The sequence below is a fragment of the Enterobacter sp. RHBSTW-00593 genome (assembly GCF_013784105.1).
Taxonomy (GTDB): Bacteria; Pseudomonadota; Gammaproteobacteria; order Enterobacterales; family Enterobacteriaceae; genus Enterobacter; species Enterobacter ludwigii.
Genome location: NZ_CP056393.1, coordinates 3,670,742 through 3,687,426, shown reverse-complemented (window position 1 = coordinate 3,687,426; position 16,685 = coordinate 3,670,742). Strand labels below are relative to the sequence as shown.

Here is a 16,685-nt window from a genome sequence, read left to right as displayed (position 1 = left end):
TTCCTGTTTATGCGGGAACTTCCATTTTATTTGAGTTTAAAAAATAGTCAGATTGATATGAGCGATCAATTTTACACGATTGATCGCTTTTAACGATCGTTATTATCGTGAGGTAGTTCATGCTTTATAACACCGGCACCATCGCAATTAACGGAAATACCGCAACCGGCACCGGCACGAACTGGACGGCACCCGCCAGTCAGGTCCGCGCTGGCCAGACGATTATCGTCATGTCTAACCCGGTGCAGCTGTTCCAGATTTCATCTGTGAACAGCGCCACGTCAATGACGGTTACGCCTGCTGCTTCCCCTGCGCTCAGCGGCCAGAAGTATGGAATTCTTGTGTCGGACATTATCTCGGTTGATGGGCTGGCACAGGCCATGTCGCAGCTCATCAAAGAGTACGACGAGAACATTGGCGCGTGGGAGACGTTCGCCACCACCTCAGCAAACCAGAGCATCACCGTTACCATCAACGGCACCGCTGTTACGATCCCCGGCATCGGCAAACTGGCGCAGAAAGGGAGTAACGGTGCGCTGGCTGTTGCTGACGGCGGTACCGGGGCAACAACGGCAGAAGGCAGTCGCACAAACCTCGGTTTAGGAAGTAGTGCGTTGAAGAATTTGCAAAGCACAACCGAGGACAAAACATCTGGAGCTGTTTTGCAGGTTGGAGCCTTCGGATTGGGTGCAGAGGCACCCACAATCCCTGCTAATGATGCGAATCAGATTGTTGGCTATAACGGTTTTGTTTCCGGTGCTGGGGCGCCGGGAACGAACTGGGTAAACGTGTACGGTCCCATGCTCGTTATGAGGAGAATCAGCGCGGTTGCTCAGGTCCAGGTAAACTCTGTCGGTGGATTGGCATCACGCTACGGTCTGGTTACGGATATGACCGTTAACAATGGCGGTGCATGGTGTGTTCACTGGCATGACAGAAACACAACGGTGGACTCAAGCGGGTTCATAAAACGGGCTTCGCCTATCGTTAAGTTGTTTTTTGATGGAAGTTACGAAACAAATGATGAATCTGAGGGGTGCACAGTACGCCGTATAGACACAGGCCAATATCTCATAGAAGGATGTCATGGCCTGAATGCTGAGGCTATTTGGGGCGGGGTTGATGGTGGTTTTGAGATCCCATCAGACCGTAATAAACAACCGCTGGTATGGCTGGACTATGAGGTAAATGCTGACGGTTCGGTGCTGGTGAAAACTTATCATCGCGCACATCCTGAAGCGCCGACGTTCGCCAGGAACGAACTGGAAGGAGTGAGCGACGGCGAGCCTGTAGACATTCCCCGCGATCAGTTTGTATCCGTGCGCGTCGAAATGCCTGGCGATTCTCTGTACAACCAGAAACTCAGAGCCGTAGAGCTGATCCTTGCTGCTGATGAAGGTGAATAAAGGTCGGTTTAGGAAGTGGCGCAACGGCGATGTTCCAGACATCAGTTACCGATGCTACTGCAGGACGATTGCTGGTTGTCGGTGGGTTCGGTATCGGGGAGGGAAATACAGCTTCAGGAACACCTGTTTCAGGCGGCATTAACTATTTTTCTGAGCCCACAGGACTGTGGCAGACAACAGCTGATACAACGGGGGATTTTCCGGCCGACACATCGAAATATGGCCAGTTTTTCAGAATGCGTGGCAGCAAGAATTCGGTTACGCAGATATACGCGACAAATCTTGGTGTGGCTAAAGGCGGGCGTATCTGGTACCGAACTCAGGCAGAAAATGTAGCCACGCCGGGTTGGCAGGAATTTTACACCACGTATAACACCACAAAGGCCAGCGATGGCACCCTGAAGGCTGCATCCCCAGTAGTTAAATTATTCTCTGACGGCTCGTTTGAAACTAACGATGAATCGGAGGGCTGCACCGTAAAGCGTCTGGCCACAGGTGAATATCTGATTGAAGGATGCCAGGGTCTGAACTCAGATGCGGCATGGGGCGGCATCGATGGCGGTTTTGACATCCCCACCGACCGCAACAAGCAACCGCTCATCTGGCTTGATTATGAGGTTAACGCTGACGGTACGGTGCTGGTGAAGACTTATCACCGCACGCATCCTGACGCGCCAGAGTTCGCCAGAAATGAATTGGATGGCATGAGTGATGGCGATCCGGTTGATATCCCTGCAGATCAGTTTGTCAGCGTTCGTGTTGAGATGCCGCAATGCAGCATCTGGAATCAACGCGCAGCTACGGCTGAAATACCTGATTCATCCGCCGGTTAAACAGGGAATCTTCAGGCATATCCAGGCGAACATCGATCCAGCTGTTCGCCGGTACGTCCATCGGTTTACCTTTGGTTTTGATGATCTCACCTTCATCGCTCAACATGTATTTGCGCTTGAACAGGCGGATTACCAGTTCGCCCTTGTCGGTTTGCTCTGCCTCAACCAGGCCCAGCTCCCCCATGCCGCCTGGGTCCATTGGCGGCAGTAGCTGCCACCCCTCTGACGCCAGCCCTGCCGAACCGGTCAGCACGTAAACCCCCGCATCGAGGCGAGAAAGAGTAATTCCTTCCGCCTCAGCGTTCGCCGTACCGCAGCCGCACCATGAAAAACCATCCTCAGCAATATCTGAGCGCAGGCATGCATCAGCACTCGCAACAATACGAGCGACCGGAGATGCTGCTTTCAGGGTTCCATCAGAAGCAGTGGTGGTATTGGCTGTGGTGTATACCTTTTTCCAAGTGTATTGGCCTCCTTGATTGTGAGTAGTCTGAATATATGCTTGGCCATCATTAGACCAAACGAACCATGAAAAAGATGGGGCACCATCATACTGCAACTGCAGCCCGACTCCTCCACCTCCGGGGGAGTTGATCGTTGATGTTGTATACCTACCAAATCCAAGCACACTCGTATCTGAAAAGTTTTCAATATGTCGCGGATTTCCCAGTCCAATAGCTCCTACAGTAGGGAGAGTATTGTGGCCAATGCCCGGAGAGATTTTATCGCTGGTTACTCCCCTTGTGGCCGCATCTCCTAAACCGACATTTAAAATATTTCACGATCCAGACTGCTGGGTCAGCTCCCCATCTGCGTTAACCCCTTTATCACTGCTTAAATTTTCTGCATCCATAATTACGTCTATCTGCATTTTTAATCCTTTAACGGCAGCAATAAGGTATCCTATCAGCCCCATATAATCGGCTACGAGATAATCCGAAGCCTCATCACGGATCACCAGGTCGGGAATTACTAAATCGAGATCTTGCGCCAGTGCCCCAGCGGTGAGTCTCTTTGATTCAGCATCCTTATAGCGGAATGTATAACCGTCCAGTGCAGCGATCTTCTCAAGAGCTTCTGCCGGTTCGATGATGTTAACTTCCTCTTTTGCGTTCCAGTCTGACGTAAGCGTAACGCCGTTGGCCTGAACCGCCCCTTTCGCATTAATCGTTCCATTTCGTGTATTGATATACACGGCCGGCTTGCCTTCCTGAACACCATTGGTTGGTGATGTGTACGCGGTGCAGAACCCAATCCCATACCATGAATAAAGGTTGATGTTAGATGCATTGTCAAAGTTGGCTGAGTCTGCGCCTGCAGAAATACCGCGCACACCAGGACCCGATGGGGCTGTCGCTGATGCAATATTAGGGATAGTAATTGAGCCAGAGGAAAGGGCTACAGGGCAGTTAAAAAGAGCACGTAGTGACGCAGAGTTAAAAACATGTTCCCCACCGGAGCCTGCATTGTAACGTACGCTCCCTGTAGTTGACTGTATTGTCATATCCCCGGTCGTTGCGGTAACACCTGCAAGCAACACTGTATCCGATATTCCTAAACCGACGTTTTATAGATTGCCCTTTGGTGGCTTGGTCGATAACGTCACCTGATTTTTTCGTACAAAAAGGTGACTAAAAAACATGCAATATGGGTATGCAAGGGTATCAACTTTTGACCAAAATCTTGAATTACAGTTAGAGGCGCTAAATCGGTCAGAATGTGACCAGATATTTGAGGATAAAATATCCGGAGCGAAGTCAAAACGTCCTGGCCTGGATAAGATGATGAAGTTATTGCGGCCAGGTGACACCGTCATCGTCTGGAAGCTAGACCGGCTCGGTCGATCACTCATACACCTCGTCGATTTACTGCGCTATTTCCGGGCTAATAATATTGAATTTGTCTCAATCACTGAAGGAATAAGGATCAGCACGTCAATCGGCAGATTCGCATACACAATGCTGAGTGCTGCGGCTGAGATGGAAAGAGAAAATATTATTGAAAGAACGAGGGCAGGTTTAGCCGTGGCGAGGGCAAAAGGGAGAATAGGTGGGAGGCGTCCAAAGTTAACAGCAGAACAATGGGAGCAGGCTGGGAGATTAATAACAAACGGCGTGGACAGAAAGCAGGTGGCAATAATTTATGATGTGGCTGTGTGCACGCTTTACAAAAAATTCCCGGTGGGTCAATCCTAAATAATTGAAGGGCAGCTGTTGAAAAAGGCTGCCCCTCGCCGTTTTATACATTTTGCCGGACGGTCGGGAATTCAGACGTCAGCCACATGTCGGATTCATCAAACATTTCCTCCAGCATGCGGTTCAGCTTTTCCCGATCACTTTTGCTGGCGTCGCTATTTAAAGCGTTCGCCTGCATCGGCTTCACCTTCACTTCGGCATCAGGGAAAATCTGGTGTACCCGTTTCGTCAACTCGGTCAGGATAATCTCTCTGGCACCAGCCAAACCTTCAACATTACGCTTGTCATAAACCAGTTCAACGAACATAAAAGCCTCCGGAAACCACTGTGATTGTATACAGTATTTTTACTGTAAACATAGACAGTGTCAAGGCGAGTGGAGCGCGAAAGGTGGATGTGTTTTTGTTACCCTTAGTTACAAATAGAAAAACCCCAGACCACGAGATCTGGGGTTCTTTTAAAGTGCACGTGCATTTCACGTGCATTTTTTTGTCTTTTCTCGGTCTGCGCTCTGTCTGGTCAGAGTCCGTAAGTGGCTGTTTTTATTGCCGCTGTCCGGTTGCAGTCCTATCAAAAGTGGTGGAGCTGGCGGGAGTTGAACCCGCGTCCGAAATTTCTACATCCTCGGTACTACATGCTTAGTTTGTCTTTACATTCGCACGCCAGCTGCGAACAAACACGCCACTAACGTACTAGCCTGATTAGTTTTAACGCTTCAACCCCAGGCAGGGCTTCCACGCGATCTCTTTTGGGTTTGACCTCTCTTGAATCCCCGTCTTAAGAGCGGAAGCTAGGGAGAGAGGGCTCAGAGCAGGTTATTAAGCTGCTAAAGCGTAGTTTTCGTCGTTTGCGACTATTTTTTTGCGGCTTTTTACGAGGCAAACCGCCCCTCGGCATGCACCTTGGGTTTCGCAAATCCCGTCGAATCCAGAATCAGCCCCAATAGTGTTGAACTGAGTATACCAGATTTTAGATCCTGGATACCAGCCCGGAACGCTAACTTATTGAATAGTACAATAAGTGCGCAGAATCAACGTCCTGCGTTTTTCATAATACGTGCTTTGTCGAGCTGCCATTCGCGCTCTTTCAGATCGGTACGTTTGTCGTGCTGTTTTTTACCCTTCGCGACGCCAACTTTCACTTTGCACCAGGCATTTTTCCAGTACAGCGACAGGGCAACCACGGTGAAGCCTTCACGGTTAATGCGCCCATAAAGGGACTCCAGTTCACGCTTGTTCAGCAGCAGCTTACGGGTACGCGTTGGGTCACACACGTAGTGTGACGAGGCGACGGTCAGCGGCGTGAAGTTGGCACCGAACAGGAAGGCTTCGCCATCTTTCAGGATCACGTAGCTATCACCGATATTGGCTTTCCCGGCGCGCAGCGATTTTACTTCCCAGCCCTGCAATGCAAGGCCAGCTTCGAATTCTTCTTCAATAAAATACTCGTGGCGAGCACGCTTGTTGAGCGCAATGGTCGCCGAGCCTGGTTTATGTGCTTTTTTCTTCGTCATAAGTATCGTAAAGCCATCGGTAATCTGATTTCAAAAAGTCACCTCATTGCGTCCTGTGAGGTCTAACGCGCTATATTAGCACGAGATGAGGCTTAGCGTTTTTTTAACAGGTGATAAATGTTATTATTTGTCGGTTGTGTGACCATGGGAAATGCTATGCCTCAGATTAGCCGTACTGCGCTTGTTCCATACAGCGCGGAACAAATGTATCAGTTAGTGAACGACGTTCAGTCTTATCCAGAATTTATTCCGGGATGTACCGGGAGCCGCGTGCTGGAGTCTGGTCCGACGCAGATGACGGCGGCGGTCGATGTCTCCAAAGCGGGGATCAGCAAGACGTTCACCACCCGCAATACGCTGACGAGCAATCAGAGTATTTTGATGCATCTGGTAGATGGTCCGTTTAAAACCCTGATGGGTGGCTGGAAGTTTACCCCCCTCAGCGCTGATGCCTGTCGCATCGAGTTCCAGCTGGACTTTGAGTTTACCAATAAACTGATTGAGCTGGCGTTTGGCCGCATCTTTAAAGAGCTGGCCTCGAATATGGTTCAGGCGTTCACGACCCGCGCCAAAGAGGTTTACAGTGTCGCATAAGATAGCTGTCGAGGTGGTGTATGCGCTGCCGGAGAAGCAATATCTGCAGCGTGTGATGCTGGACGAAGGTGCGACCGTTGAGGCGGCTATTCGCGCTTCTGGCATCCTTGAGCTTCGTCGTGACATCGACCTGGCGAAAAATAAAGTCGGCATTTACAGCCGTCCGGTCAAACTGGCTGATGTGGTGAATGAGGGTGACAGGGTCGAAATTTATCGCCCGCTGATTGCCGACCCGAAAGAGCTGCGTCGCCAGCGTGCGGAGAAATCGGGTAAGTAGTTCGCTCTTCACCTTTAGCCTGATCTCAAAGGGGCGAGGGGGATGAAGGAAGACAAAAAAGGTGCTCATTGAGCACCTTTTTGCATCTCTGACACCTGATTATTTGGTCAGGGCAGGCTTGTTGTCGATGTTGGTCAACACACCGGCGCTGCTGAAGGTCAGCGTCAGGGTCTGCTGGGACGCGTCTTCATGGCCCGGCTGCTGACGGAATACATAGAACCAGGTGTTTGTGCCGAACGGATCGGACATCATTGGGGTTCCAAGTGCATAAGCGACCTGCTGTTGTGTCATCCCCACACGGATTTTGGACACATCGTTAGGGGTAAGGTAGTTCCCCTGGTTGATGTCAGGACGGTAAACCACTTTCTCCAGAGTGGAACAGCCTGCGGTCAACATCAGAAGAACCGCTGCGGCAGCGGTCAGCATTTTACAACGCATAGTGATTTGATTCCTTTTCGGGCCCGAGCAGAACGCGGCTCATATGTTATATGCCGATGATAATAGACCTTGCCCCACTTTGAAACCGGTCTGGCGGCGTTTTTGTTGTTCTCTATGACCCTGAGATCCCGAAAAAGTTTATGCCGCCAGCAGTTCTTTCGCGTTCGCGAGCGTATTTCGCGTGACTTCACTGCCGCCCAGCAGGCGTGCCAGCTCCTGCAGACGTGCGCGTTTATCCAGTGGCTTCATGTGCGTTTCCGTCATTTCACCGTCAGTTTCTTTGCTGACGATAAAGTGATGATGACCACACCCGGCCACCTGCGGCAGGTGGGTAACACACATGACCTGCGTTGATTCACCCAACTGGCGCAACAGTTTGCCGACGACCGCCGCCGTAGGGCCGCTGATCCCCACGTCTACTTCATCGAAAATCAGCGCCGGGGTTTCCATTTTACGTGCGGTAATCACCTGAATCGCCAGCGCGATACGCGACAGTTCACCGCCGGAAGCAACTTTAGAGATGGGCTGCAACGGCTGCCCCGGGTTGGTGGTGACGCGGAATTCGATACGGTCCGCACCTTCCGCCGTCAGATGGTTCTCTTCGAAACGGACATCGATGGTGAATACGCCGTGCGGCATCGCCAGCGTGTGCATGCTGTCGGTGATGTGCTGGCTCAGTTCCTGGGCGTAATGTTGACGGATCTCATGCAGCTGTTTCGCCGTCGTCAGCGCCTGTTCATGGTGCAGGTTCACCGCCAGTGACAGGGTTTCCAGCGAGTCAGCCTGATCGTCAAGCTGCTGTTGTTCATCAAGCAGAGACTGATAGTAGCCAGGCAGCTCCTCTGGCGTAACGTGGTGCTTACGCGCCAGCGAGATCTGACGGGAGATGCGTTGCTCCAGCTCAAACAGACGGTTCGGGTCGAGATCCAGACGTTCACAGTAGTGGCGCAGTTCGTCACTGGCTTCTGAAATCTGAATCGCGGCCTCTTCCAGCATATCCAGTACGCCAGAGAGTTTGCTGTCCATGCCGGCCAGCTCGGTGATGAGCTGACGAACATTATACAGCTGGCTCTGCAGGTTCACGTCTTCACCGTCAGCCAGCATGTTAAGGGCATTCTGGCTGGTTGAGAGCAGGTGACCGCTGTTAGCCAGGCGCTTGTACTCTTCGTCGATAAGCTCAAATTCACCAGTCTGCGGGCTAAATTCGTTGAGTTCTTTAAGCTGGTATTCCAGAAGCTCAGCGCGGGCGGCACGCTCCTGGCTTTGCTGCTGGTGCTGGGCAAGCTCACGGCAGCTTTGATGCCACTGGCGATAGTGCTCCGCCATGCGCTGAGTAAGTGCGTACTCACCTGCATAGCCATCAAGCAGCGCTTTCTGCTGCTCCGGTTTAATGAGTTGCTGGTGCGCGTGCTGGCCGTGGATCTGAATGAGTAACTGGCCGAGCTCGCGAAGCTGAGAAAGCGGGACTGCAGTGCCGTTGATAAAGCCGCGGGAACGACCATCGCTGCTGATAACGCGACGAAGTAAACACTCACGTCCGTCTTCCAGCTGGTTCTCTTCCAGCCAGCGCAGGGCGGCAGGGGTATCTTTCAGGGAGAAGCGAGCGCAGAGATCGGCACGGTTTGCGCCCCTGCGCACCATGTCACCTTCTGCACGGCCGCCGAGGCACAAGCCGAGGGCATCTATGGCAATGGATTTACCCGCACCGGTTTCCCCGGTGATCGCCGTCATGCCGCTGTGGAAATCGATCTCAAGCTCACGAACTATGGCAAAGTTGCTGATGGTCAGTTGTGCCAGCATAATTGTTTTCCTGTATGAAAAACCATAACTGTGTTTTCATACAGTATAAACTGGTTTTATATACAGTAAAGTGCTGGATGCAAAATCAGAACAATTTTTTTGACCAGCCAAGCTTCGAGCTTAATGTATTGAAATAGCTGTAATCTTTTGGGTGAATAAGATTCAGGTGGTAATCACACCGACGAATGAGAACATCTTCACCTTCCTGAATAGGCAGCGCAATCTGGCTGTCGCAGCTGATCTCCAGATCGTTACGGCGGTGCGAGAAACGCAGACGAATGGTGCTGCTGCTGTTGATCACCAGCGGACGCGCCGAGAGCGTGTGCGGGAACATCGGTACCAGGGTGATGGCATCCAGTGAAGGGGTGAGGATCGGACCACCCGCAGAGAGCGAGTAGGCAGTCGACCCTGTCGGCGTGGAGATAATCAACCCGTCAGAACGCTGCGAGAAGGCGAAGATTTCGTCGATATAGACTTCGAACTCAATCATGTGCGCTACTTTGCCGGGGTGGAGCACCACTTCGTTAATCGCGGTGCTGATGCGCTTCTGGCAGTCCTGCTGACACACCTGCGCTTCCAGCAAAAAGCGTTTTTCGCTGATATAATGACCTTCCAGCACGTCGGCCAGCTGCTGCTGGGCGTTGTCCGGATCGAGGTCGGTCAGAAAGCCGAGATTGCCGCGGTTGATACCAATGACCTTGATGTCATAACGCGCAAGCGTTCGGGCCGCGCCGAGCATATTGCCGTCGCCACCGACCACCACGGCGAGATCCGCCTGCTGGCCAATTTCCGCCAGCGTGCCGGTTTTGACACTCTTCAGCTGCAGCTCCTGGGCAATCTGCTGCTCGACCATCACTTCATAGCCTTTGCTACACAGCCAGCGATACAACATTTCATGTGTCGTCAATGCGGTAGGGTGACGCGGATGCCCGACGATCCCAATACACCTGAAATGATTATTCATTTTCTGGAGGTCCTTGTGCCTGATGAATGATGACAATCTGTCTTGTTCCCTTGAATCCCGGAAACTGATCCCCATAATAAGCGAAGTTAGCGATATGAATGCAGAAAAACGCGGAGAAATTCATGAGTAGTAAAGAACAGAAAACGCCTGAGGGGCAAGCCCCTGAAGAAATTATCACGGAACAGCACGATGATGTTGAGGCTGTAGAGCCGGACGCATCTGCTGAGCAGGTGGACCCGCGCGATGAAAAAATTGCGAATCTGGAAGCTCAGCTGGTAGAAGCACAGAATCGCGAACGCGACAGTGTTCTGCGCATCAAGGCGGAAATGGAAAACCTGCGCCGTCGTACCGAGCAGGACGTTGAGAAGGCGCATAAATTTGCGCTGGAGAAATTTATCAACGAACTGCTGCCGGTGATTGATAGCCTGGATCGCGCACTGGAAGTGGCTGATAAAGCTAACCCGGACAACACCGCGATGATCGAAGGTATCGAACTGACGCTGAAATCCATGCTGGATGTGGTACGTAAGTTTGGCGTGGAAGTGGTTGGCGATACCAACGTTCCGCTGGATCCAAACGTGCACCAGGCGATTGCGATGGTGGAATCAGAAGACGTTGAAGCCGGTAAAGTGCTTGGCGTGATGCAGAAAGGTTATACCCTGAACGGTCGTACCATTCGTGCTGCAATGGTTACCGTGGCGAAAGCGAAAGCGTAATTTGCCATCTGTAGTGCCGGGTGGCGGCTTGCGCCGTACCCGGCCTACTCTCTACTCAGCAATACTTTCCCGAATCGGTTTTACCGGCAGGACTTTCACCTGCTTAATCATATTGTCCTGCACGTCCAGGATATCAATATCGTATTGCTCAATGCGCACCCGCGTGCCCGCCGCCGGGATCTCTTCCAGTGCTTCCAGAATCATCCCGTTTATGGTGCGTGCTTCATCTTCCGGTAAATGCCAGTTAAAGGCTTTATTGAGCTCGCGAATGTTCGCGCTACCGTCGATCAGCACCGAGCCGTCGTTTTGCGGGGTGACTTCTTCCGCAAGGGAAGGGGACATTGAGGTGGTAAAGTCCCCGACAATCTCTTCCAGAATATCTTCAACCGTCACCAGCCCCTGAATATCCCCGTACTCATTGACCACCAGGCCGACCTTCTTCTTGTTACGCTGGAACTTCACCAGCTGGGTGCTGAGCGGCGTTCCTTCCGGCACGTAATAAATTTCGTCGGCGGCGCGGAGCATCACCTCTTTGGTGAACTCTTTTTTCTCGGTCATCAGACGATAAGCTTCACGCACGCGCAGCATGCTGATGGCATCGTCCAGAGAGTCGCGGTACAGCACGATACGCCCGTGCGGGGAATGCGTCAGCTGGCGGACGATGGCTTTCCAGTCGTCATTGATATCAATGCCGACGATCTCGTTACGCGGCACCATGATGTCGTTAACGCTGACCTTTTCCAGATCCAGTACCGACAGCAGCATGTCCTGATTACGCCGGGAGATCTGCGAGCGTGATTCATGCACGATGGTGCGCAGCTCTTCTTTGCTGAGCGCGCTGCTGATGGTGACGTCTGCTTTGATACCGATCATCCGCATCAGAACACGCGTCACCATGTTCAGTAACCAGACCAGCGGCATCATCAGGATCAGCAGCGGTGCCAGCAGGAAGCTGCTGGGGTAGGCCACTTTTTCCGGGTAGAGCGCGGCGATGGTTTTAGGCAGCACTTCTGCAAACACCAGCACCACAAACGTCAGCACACCGGTGGCAATGGCGACGCCGGCGTTGCCGTACAGGCGCATCCCGACGATGGTACCGAGCGCAGAGGCAAGAATGTTGACGAGGTTGTTACCGATGAGCACCAGACTGATCAGACGATCCGGTTGACGCAGCAGTTTTTCGACGCGACGGGCGGCACGGTTACCCTGCTTAGCACGATGACGTAACCGGTAGCGGTTTAAGGTCATCATGCCGGTTTCCGAGCCGGAGAAATAGGCGGAGATGACCACCATGACGATCAGCGTAATGATCAGCGTGGTGGTAGAGATGTGTTCCAGGGGGAACTCCTTTGTTACTTAGCCAGCAAATTGCTGTATGAAGCGGCTGCCAAAATAGGCAAGGGTGAGAATGCCCGCGCCCGCGACGTTGAACCAGACCACGCGACGACCGCGCCAGCCTTCATGATAATGGCCCCATAACAGGACAATATAGACAAACCACGCGATGATGGAGAGGACCGCTTTATCGATATTCTCCACGCTGAACAGGTTTTTCATATAAAACAGGCCCGTGCACAGCGTTAACGTCAGCAGCACGACACCGACCTGCGTGATGTGGAACATCTTACGCTCAATCACCATCAGCGGCGGCATCTCATGGTTAAAGGCCAGCTTTTTGTTTTTCAGCTGATAGTCAATCCAGGCGAGCTGCATGGCATAGAGCGCGGCGATAATGAGCGTTGCATAAGCGAAGAGTGACAGGCCGATATGCACCAGCATTCCCGGCGTCGCTTCCAGATGCGTAATAAACTCATTGGGCATAAACGTGGCCAGGGCCAGGTTGATCAGCGCGAAGGCATACACAATCGGCAGTAGCAGCCAGCCGCGGTTTTTAGAGGCGACAATGGTCATCACCGTACAGATCATCAGGCTGACCAGCGAGCCGACGTTGAGCACGCTCAGGTTCTGTACGCTGCCATCGCCGGGGATAATGCGCGATTCCAGCGCGAACGCATGGCTTATCAGTGCGATCACCGCCGAAAGAATAGCCATGCGTCGCCAGCCGCTGTTTTTTTGCAGCAGTCCAGGAATGATCAGCGCGAGGCTGACAGAGTAGGCAACAAGGGCGATCAGTGCGAAAACAGGCATATAGGCATCGACAGTTGTCTTAATAAGAAAGAGAAGCAGTATAACGTTACGTGACGCCTGCTCCAACCGTTGCATAACAACAAAGCCGCCTTCATGTTATACTCCGGCAAAATTCTGTGTATGTGTCGCTGCCAGCGACCCAACGTTTCTACTCAGGCGAGAGACAATGTTTGATAATTTAACCGATCGTTTGTCGCGCACGCTGCGCAACATCAGCGGCCGCGGACGCCTTACCGAAGACAACATCAAGGAAACGCTGCGCGAAGTGCGCATGGCGCTGCTGGAAGCAGACGTCGCGTTGCCGGTTGTTCGTGATTTTATCAACCGCGTTAAAGAGAAGGCGGTTGGTCATGAAGTTAACAAGAGCCTGACCCCGGGTCAGGAGTTCGTCAAAATCGTCCGTAACGAACTGGTTTCGGCGATGGGCGAAGAGAACCAGGTGCTTAACCTGGCGGCACAGCCGCCGGCCGTCGTGCTGATGGCGGGCCTGCAGGGTGCGGGTAAAACCACCAGTGTGGGTAAGCTGGGTAAATTCCTGCGTGAAAAGCACAAGAAAAAAGTGCTGGTCGTTTCTGCGGACGTCTATCGCCCGGCGGCGATTAAACAGCTGGAAACCCTGGCGCAGCAGGTCAGCGTGGATTTCTTCCCGTCTGACGTTGCCCAGAAGCCTGTCGACATCGTTAACGCGGCGCTGAAAGAGGCGAAGCTGAAATTCTACGACGTGCTGCTGGTGGATACCGCCGGTCGTTTGCACGTTGACGAAGCGATGATGGATGAGATCAAACAGGTGCATGCCGCTATCAATCCGGTAGAGACCCTGTTTGTTGTTGACGCCATGACCGGTCAGGATGCGGCGAACACTGCGAAAGCGTTTAACGAAGCGCTGCCGTTAACCGGCGTAGTGCTGACCAAAGTGGACGGTGACGCCCGCGGCGGTGCGGCGCTTTCGATTCGTCATATCACCGGCAAGCCGATTAAATTCCTCGGTGTGGGTGAGAAAACCGAAGCGCTGGAGCCGTTCCACCCGGACCGTATCGCCTCCCGTATCCTCGGCATGGGCGACGTGCTGTCGCTTATCGAAGATATCGAGAGCAAGGTTGACCGCGCCCAGGCTGAGAAGTTGGCCAGCAAGCTGAAAAAAGGCGACGGCTTTGACCTGACCGATTTCCTTGAGCAGCTGCGTCAGATGAAAAACATGGGCGGCATGGCAAGCCTGATGGGCAAACTGCCGGGCATGGGCCAGATCCCTGACAACGTAAAAGCGCAGATGGATGACAAGGTGCTGGTGCGTATGGAGGCGATCATCAACTCGATGACCCTCAAGGAACGTGCTAACCCGGACATCATCAAAGGGTCCCGCAAACGCCGTATCGCAGCCGGTTGCGGCATGCAGGTGCAGGACGTAAACCGCCTTCTGAAACAGTTCGACGACATGCAGCGCATGATGAAGAAAATGAAGAAAGGCGGCATGGCGAAGATGATGCGTGGCATGAAGGGCATGATGCCGCCAGGATTCCCTGGCCGTTAATCGCCTGGCAGCTGGCTATTTTGATGCCAGGGTGTGCCCGAAAAGCACACCCTGGCCGTGTTTTGCAGCAGAGTTTTAACTGCTGATTGCATTTTCCCCAGAAATCAGTAAAATTTTCGGGCTTTTAATATGACACCCGGGCTCCGTTCCTCGATGGAGCCCGGTTGTTTTATTCACACAAGAGGATGTTATGGTAACTATTCGTTTAGCACGTCACGGCGCTAAAAAGCGTCCGTTCTACCAGGTTGTTGTTACTGACAGCCGTAATGCACGCAACGGTCGCTTCATTGAGCGCGTTGGTTTCTTCAACCCGATCGCTTCTGGTTCTGAAGAAGAAACCCGTCTGGATCTGGATCGTATCGCTCACTGGGTTGGCCAGGGCGCTACTGTTTCCGATCGCGTTGCTACGCTGATCAAAGCAGCAAACAAAGCAGCTTAATCTGTCACGGTGGTCATGATGAGCAATAAAGCACCTGTTGAACCGATTGTATTGGGCAAAATGGGTTCTTGCTACGGTATTCGTGGTTGGCTCAGAGTGTTTTCCTCCACTGAAGACGCTGATAGCATTTTTAATTACCAGCCCTGGTTTATCCAGAAAGCCGGTAAGTGGGAAGAGGTCGAGCTGGAAAGCTGGCGTCACCACAATCAGGACATCATCATCAAGCTGAAAGGCATTGACGATCGTGATGCCGCGAATGCACTGACTAATTGTGAAATTATCGTGGATTCGTCGCAGTTGCCGCAGCTGGAAGAGGGCGACTACTACTGGAAAGACCTTATGGGTTGCCAGGTGGTCACCACTGAAGGTTATAGCCTGGGGAAAGTCATCGACATGATGGAAACCGGGTCAAATGACGTTCTCGTCATTAGGGCAAACCTGAAAGATGCATTTGGCATCAAGGAGCGGTTGGTTCCGTTCCTCGATGGACAGGTTATCAAGAAAGTCGATCTCGCTACTCAAACGATTGAAGTAGATTGGGATCCTGGTTTTTAAATTCTCCGGATAAACGGTAAAAGACGGCGCTATGTGGATTGGCATAATTAGCCTGTTTCCTGAAATGTTCCGCGCGATTACCGATTACGGGGTAACTGGCCGGGCAGTAAAGAATGGCCTGCTGAACATCCAGAGCTGGAGTCCTCGTGACTTTACGCATGACCGGCACCGTACCGTGGACGATCGTCCTTACGGCGGCGGACCGGGGATGTTAATGATGGTGCAACCCTTACGGGACGCCATTCACACAGCAAAAGCCGCGGCAGGTGAAGGCGCGAAGGTGATTTATCTGTCACCTCAGGGACGCAAGCTTGATCAAGCGGGCGTCAGCGAACTGGCGACGAATCAAAAATTGATTCTGGTCTGTGGTCGCTACGAAGGGATAGATGAGCGCGTAATTCAAACCGAGATTGACGAAGAATGGTCTATCGGCGATTACGTACTCAGCGGTGGTGAGTTACCAGCGATGACGCTGATTGACTCCGTTGCCCGGTTCATTCCGGGTGTACTGGGCCATGAAGCTTCGGCAACGGAAGATTCCTTTGCTGATGGGTTGCTGGACTGTCCACACTATACTCGTCCTGAAGTGTTAGAAGGGATGGAAGTACCGGCGGTGTTACTGTCAGGAAACCATGCTGAGATACGTCGCTGGCGTTTGAAGCAGTCGCTGGGCCGAACCTGGCTTAGAAGACCTGAACTTCTGGAAAACCTGGCTCTGACTGAAGAGCAAGCAAAGTTGCTGGCCGAGTTCAAAAAAGAACACGCGCAACAGCAGCATGAACATGATGGGAATGCGTAATACGCTCCCGAATATCAGTTTACCCAGGATAAGAGATTAAATTATGAGCAACATTATTAAGCAACTTGAACAAGAGCAGATGAAGCAGGACGTACCTTCCTTCCGTCCAGGTGACACCGTGGAAGTGAAAGTATGGGTTGTTGAAGGTTCCAAAAAACGTCTGCAGGCATTCGAGGGCGTGGTTATCGCTATTCGTAACCGCGGTCTGCACTCTGCATTCACTGTTCGTAAAATTTCCAACGGCGAAGGCGTTGAGCGTGTCTTCCAGACTCACTCTCCGGTAGTTGACAGCATTGCTGTTAAACGTCGTGGTGCTGTACGTAAAGCTAAACTGTACTACCTGCGTGAGCGTACTGGTAAGTCTGCTCGTATTAAAGAGCGTCTGAACTAAGATTCGCTTAAGCGACATCCTGTTAAAAAGGGCTGGCCGAAAGGCTGGCCCTTTTTTATTCCATCGCACCTCTCGCATTAACCCTTTCG

The 16,685-nt window shown here is 52.2% G+C and carries 20 protein-coding genes and 1 other RNA gene; 11 read left to right on the top strand and 10 right to left on the bottom strand.

Translation table 11 applies throughout. The annotated features are described in order from the left end of the window. Positions 1-119 precede the first annotated feature (119 nt). Positions 120-1,406 (top strand): phage tail fiber protein, encoded by a 1,287-nt coding sequence (locus tag HV242_RS17595; RefSeq protein WP_181616802.1) that lies wholly within the window; start codon positions 120-122, stop codon positions 1,404-1,406. A gap of 29 nt (positions 1,407-1,435) precedes the next feature. Beyond that, positions 1,436-2,239 carry a phage tail fiber protein gene (locus HV242_RS24545; RefSeq protein ID WP_181616801.1) on the top strand — a complete coding sequence of 268 codons (804 nt, stop codon included), beginning with the start codon at positions 1,436-1,438 and terminating at the stop codon, positions 2,237-2,239. Here HV242_RS24545 and HV242_RS24540 read toward each other — a convergent pair. Both HV242_RS24540 and HV242_RS17580 read right to left on the bottom strand, forming a co-directional pair. Next, entirely contained in the window at positions 2,205-2,867 is a 663-nt protein-coding gene (locus HV242_RS24540; protein WP_181616800.1) for a phage tail fiber protein, read from the bottom strand. The genes HV242_RS24545 and HV242_RS24540 overlap by 35 nt on opposite strands. Before the next feature lie 150 nt (positions 2,868-3,017). Next, complete coding sequence (locus HV242_RS17580) at positions 3,018-3,743, bottom strand: tail fiber domain-containing protein (protein WP_181616799.1); 726 nt, start codon at positions 3,741-3,743, stop codon at positions 3,018-3,020. Between the two features lie 136 nt (positions 3,744-3,879). Between HV242_RS17580 and HV242_RS17575 the strand changes: the two genes are divergently transcribed. Beyond that, a complete protein-coding gene (locus tag HV242_RS17575; RefSeq protein WP_181616798.1) occupies positions 3,880-4,434 on the top strand; it encodes a recombinase family protein in 555 nt (184 codons plus the stop codon). A gap of 43 nt (positions 4,435-4,477) precedes the next feature. Here the strand turns inward: HV242_RS17575 and HV242_RS17570 are convergent, their stop codons facing one another. The 3 genes from HV242_RS17570 to smpB form a co-directional block, all read right to left on the bottom strand. Then, on the bottom strand, positions 4,478-4,741 hold the full coding sequence (locus HV242_RS17570) for a DinI family protein (protein ID WP_181616797.1): 264 nt from the start codon (positions 4,739-4,741) through the stop codon (positions 4,478-4,480). 270 nt (positions 4,742-5,011) lie between these two features. After that, positions 5,012-5,375, bottom strand: a transfer-messenger RNA (tmRNA) gene (gene ssrA / locus HV242_RS17565). 89 nt (positions 5,376-5,464) lie between these two features. Next, positions 5,465-5,947, bottom strand: a complete 483-nt coding sequence (gene smpB, locus HV242_RS17560) for an SsrA-binding protein SmpB (protein WP_008502505.1) — start codon at positions 5,945-5,947, stop codon at positions 5,465-5,467. 156 nt (positions 5,948-6,103) lie between these two features. Between smpB and HV242_RS17555 the strand changes: the two genes are divergently transcribed. Both HV242_RS17555 and HV242_RS17550 read left to right on the top strand, forming a co-directional pair. Continuing rightward, the gene (locus HV242_RS17555; protein ID WP_024908332.1) at positions 6,104-6,541 is read left to right on the top strand and encodes a type II toxin-antitoxin system RatA family toxin; all 438 of its coding nucleotides are present in this window, start codon (positions 6,104-6,106) and stop codon (positions 6,539-6,541) included. Further along, complete coding sequence (locus HV242_RS17550) at positions 6,531-6,818, top strand: RnfH family protein (RefSeq protein ID WP_020883907.1); 288 nt, start codon at positions 6,531-6,533, stop codon at positions 6,816-6,818. Before HV242_RS17555 ends, HV242_RS17550 begins: the two co-directional genes overlap by 11 nt. Before the next feature lie 99 nt (positions 6,819-6,917). On the opposite strand, the gene bamE is transcribed toward HV242_RS17550, so the two are convergent. The 3 genes from bamE to nadK all read right to left on the bottom strand — a co-directional run bounded on the left by bamE (position 6,918) and on the right by nadK (position 10,020). Next, positions 6,918-7,256 (bottom strand): outer membrane protein assembly factor BamE, encoded by a 339-nt coding sequence (bamE, locus tag HV242_RS17545; RefSeq protein ID WP_014171256.1) that lies wholly within the window; start codon positions 7,254-7,256, stop codon positions 6,918-6,920. 138 nt (positions 7,257-7,394) lie between these two features. Then, positions 7,395-9,056: a DNA repair protein RecN gene (gene recN, locus HV242_RS17540; RefSeq protein ID WP_063858808.1), complete on the bottom strand. Its 1,662-nt coding sequence runs from the start codon at positions 9,054-9,056 to the stop codon at positions 7,395-7,397. A gap of 85 nt (positions 9,057-9,141) precedes the next feature. Beyond that, a complete protein-coding gene (nadK, locus tag HV242_RS17535; protein WP_020883909.1) occupies positions 9,142-10,020 on the bottom strand; it encodes an NAD(+) kinase in 879 nt (292 codons plus the stop codon). A gap of 122 nt (positions 10,021-10,142) precedes the next feature. Between nadK and grpE the strand changes: the two genes are divergently transcribed. Continuing rightward, positions 10,143-10,736: a nucleotide exchange factor GrpE gene (gene grpE, locus HV242_RS17530; protein ID WP_020883911.1), complete on the top strand. Its 594-nt coding sequence runs from the start codon at positions 10,143-10,145 to the stop codon at positions 10,734-10,736. A gap of 51 nt (positions 10,737-10,787) precedes the next feature. Here grpE and HV242_RS17525 read toward each other — a convergent pair whose 3' ends face one another. Further along, a complete protein-coding gene (locus tag HV242_RS17525; RefSeq protein WP_032670206.1) occupies positions 10,788-12,074 on the bottom strand; it encodes an HlyC/CorC family transporter in 1,287 nt (428 codons plus the stop codon). A gap of 18 nt (positions 12,075-12,092) precedes the next feature. Further along, positions 12,093-12,884: a cytochrome C assembly family protein gene (locus HV242_RS17520; protein WP_003863130.1), complete on the bottom strand. Its 792-nt coding sequence runs from the start codon at positions 12,882-12,884 to the stop codon at positions 12,093-12,095. Positions 12,885-13,050: 166 nt separating this feature from the next. On the opposite strand from HV242_RS17520, the gene ffh reads away from it, so the two are divergent. The 5 genes from ffh to rplS all read left to right on the top strand — a co-directional run bounded on the left by ffh (position 13,051) and on the right by rplS (position 16,596). Then, positions 13,051-14,412 carry a signal recognition particle protein gene (gene ffh / locus HV242_RS17515; protein ID WP_014171250.1) on the top strand — a complete coding sequence of 454 codons (1,362 nt, stop codon included), beginning with the start codon at positions 13,051-13,053 and terminating at the stop codon, positions 14,410-14,412. 190 nt (positions 14,413-14,602) lie between these two features. After that, complete coding sequence (rpsP, locus tag HV242_RS17510; RefSeq protein WP_014171249.1) at positions 14,603-14,851, top strand: 30S ribosomal protein S16; 249 nt, start codon at positions 14,603-14,605, stop codon at positions 14,849-14,851. A gap of 15 nt (positions 14,852-14,866) precedes the next feature. Next, positions 14,867-15,406, top strand: a complete 540-nt coding sequence (gene rimM / locus HV242_RS17505) for a ribosome maturation factor RimM (protein ID WP_032670210.1) — start codon at positions 14,867-14,869, stop codon at positions 15,404-15,406. Positions 15,407-15,437: 31 nt separating this feature from the next. Beyond that, entirely contained in the window at positions 15,438-16,205 is a 768-nt protein-coding gene (gene trmD / locus HV242_RS17500; RefSeq protein ID WP_014171247.1) for a tRNA (guanosine(37)-N1)-methyltransferase TrmD, read from the top strand. 43 nt (positions 16,206-16,248) lie between these two features. Next, a complete protein-coding gene (rplS, locus tag HV242_RS17495; protein ID WP_002914145.1) occupies positions 16,249-16,596 on the top strand; it encodes a 50S ribosomal protein L19 in 348 nt (115 codons plus the stop codon). The last annotated feature ends 89 nt before the right edge of the window (positions 16,597-16,685 follow it).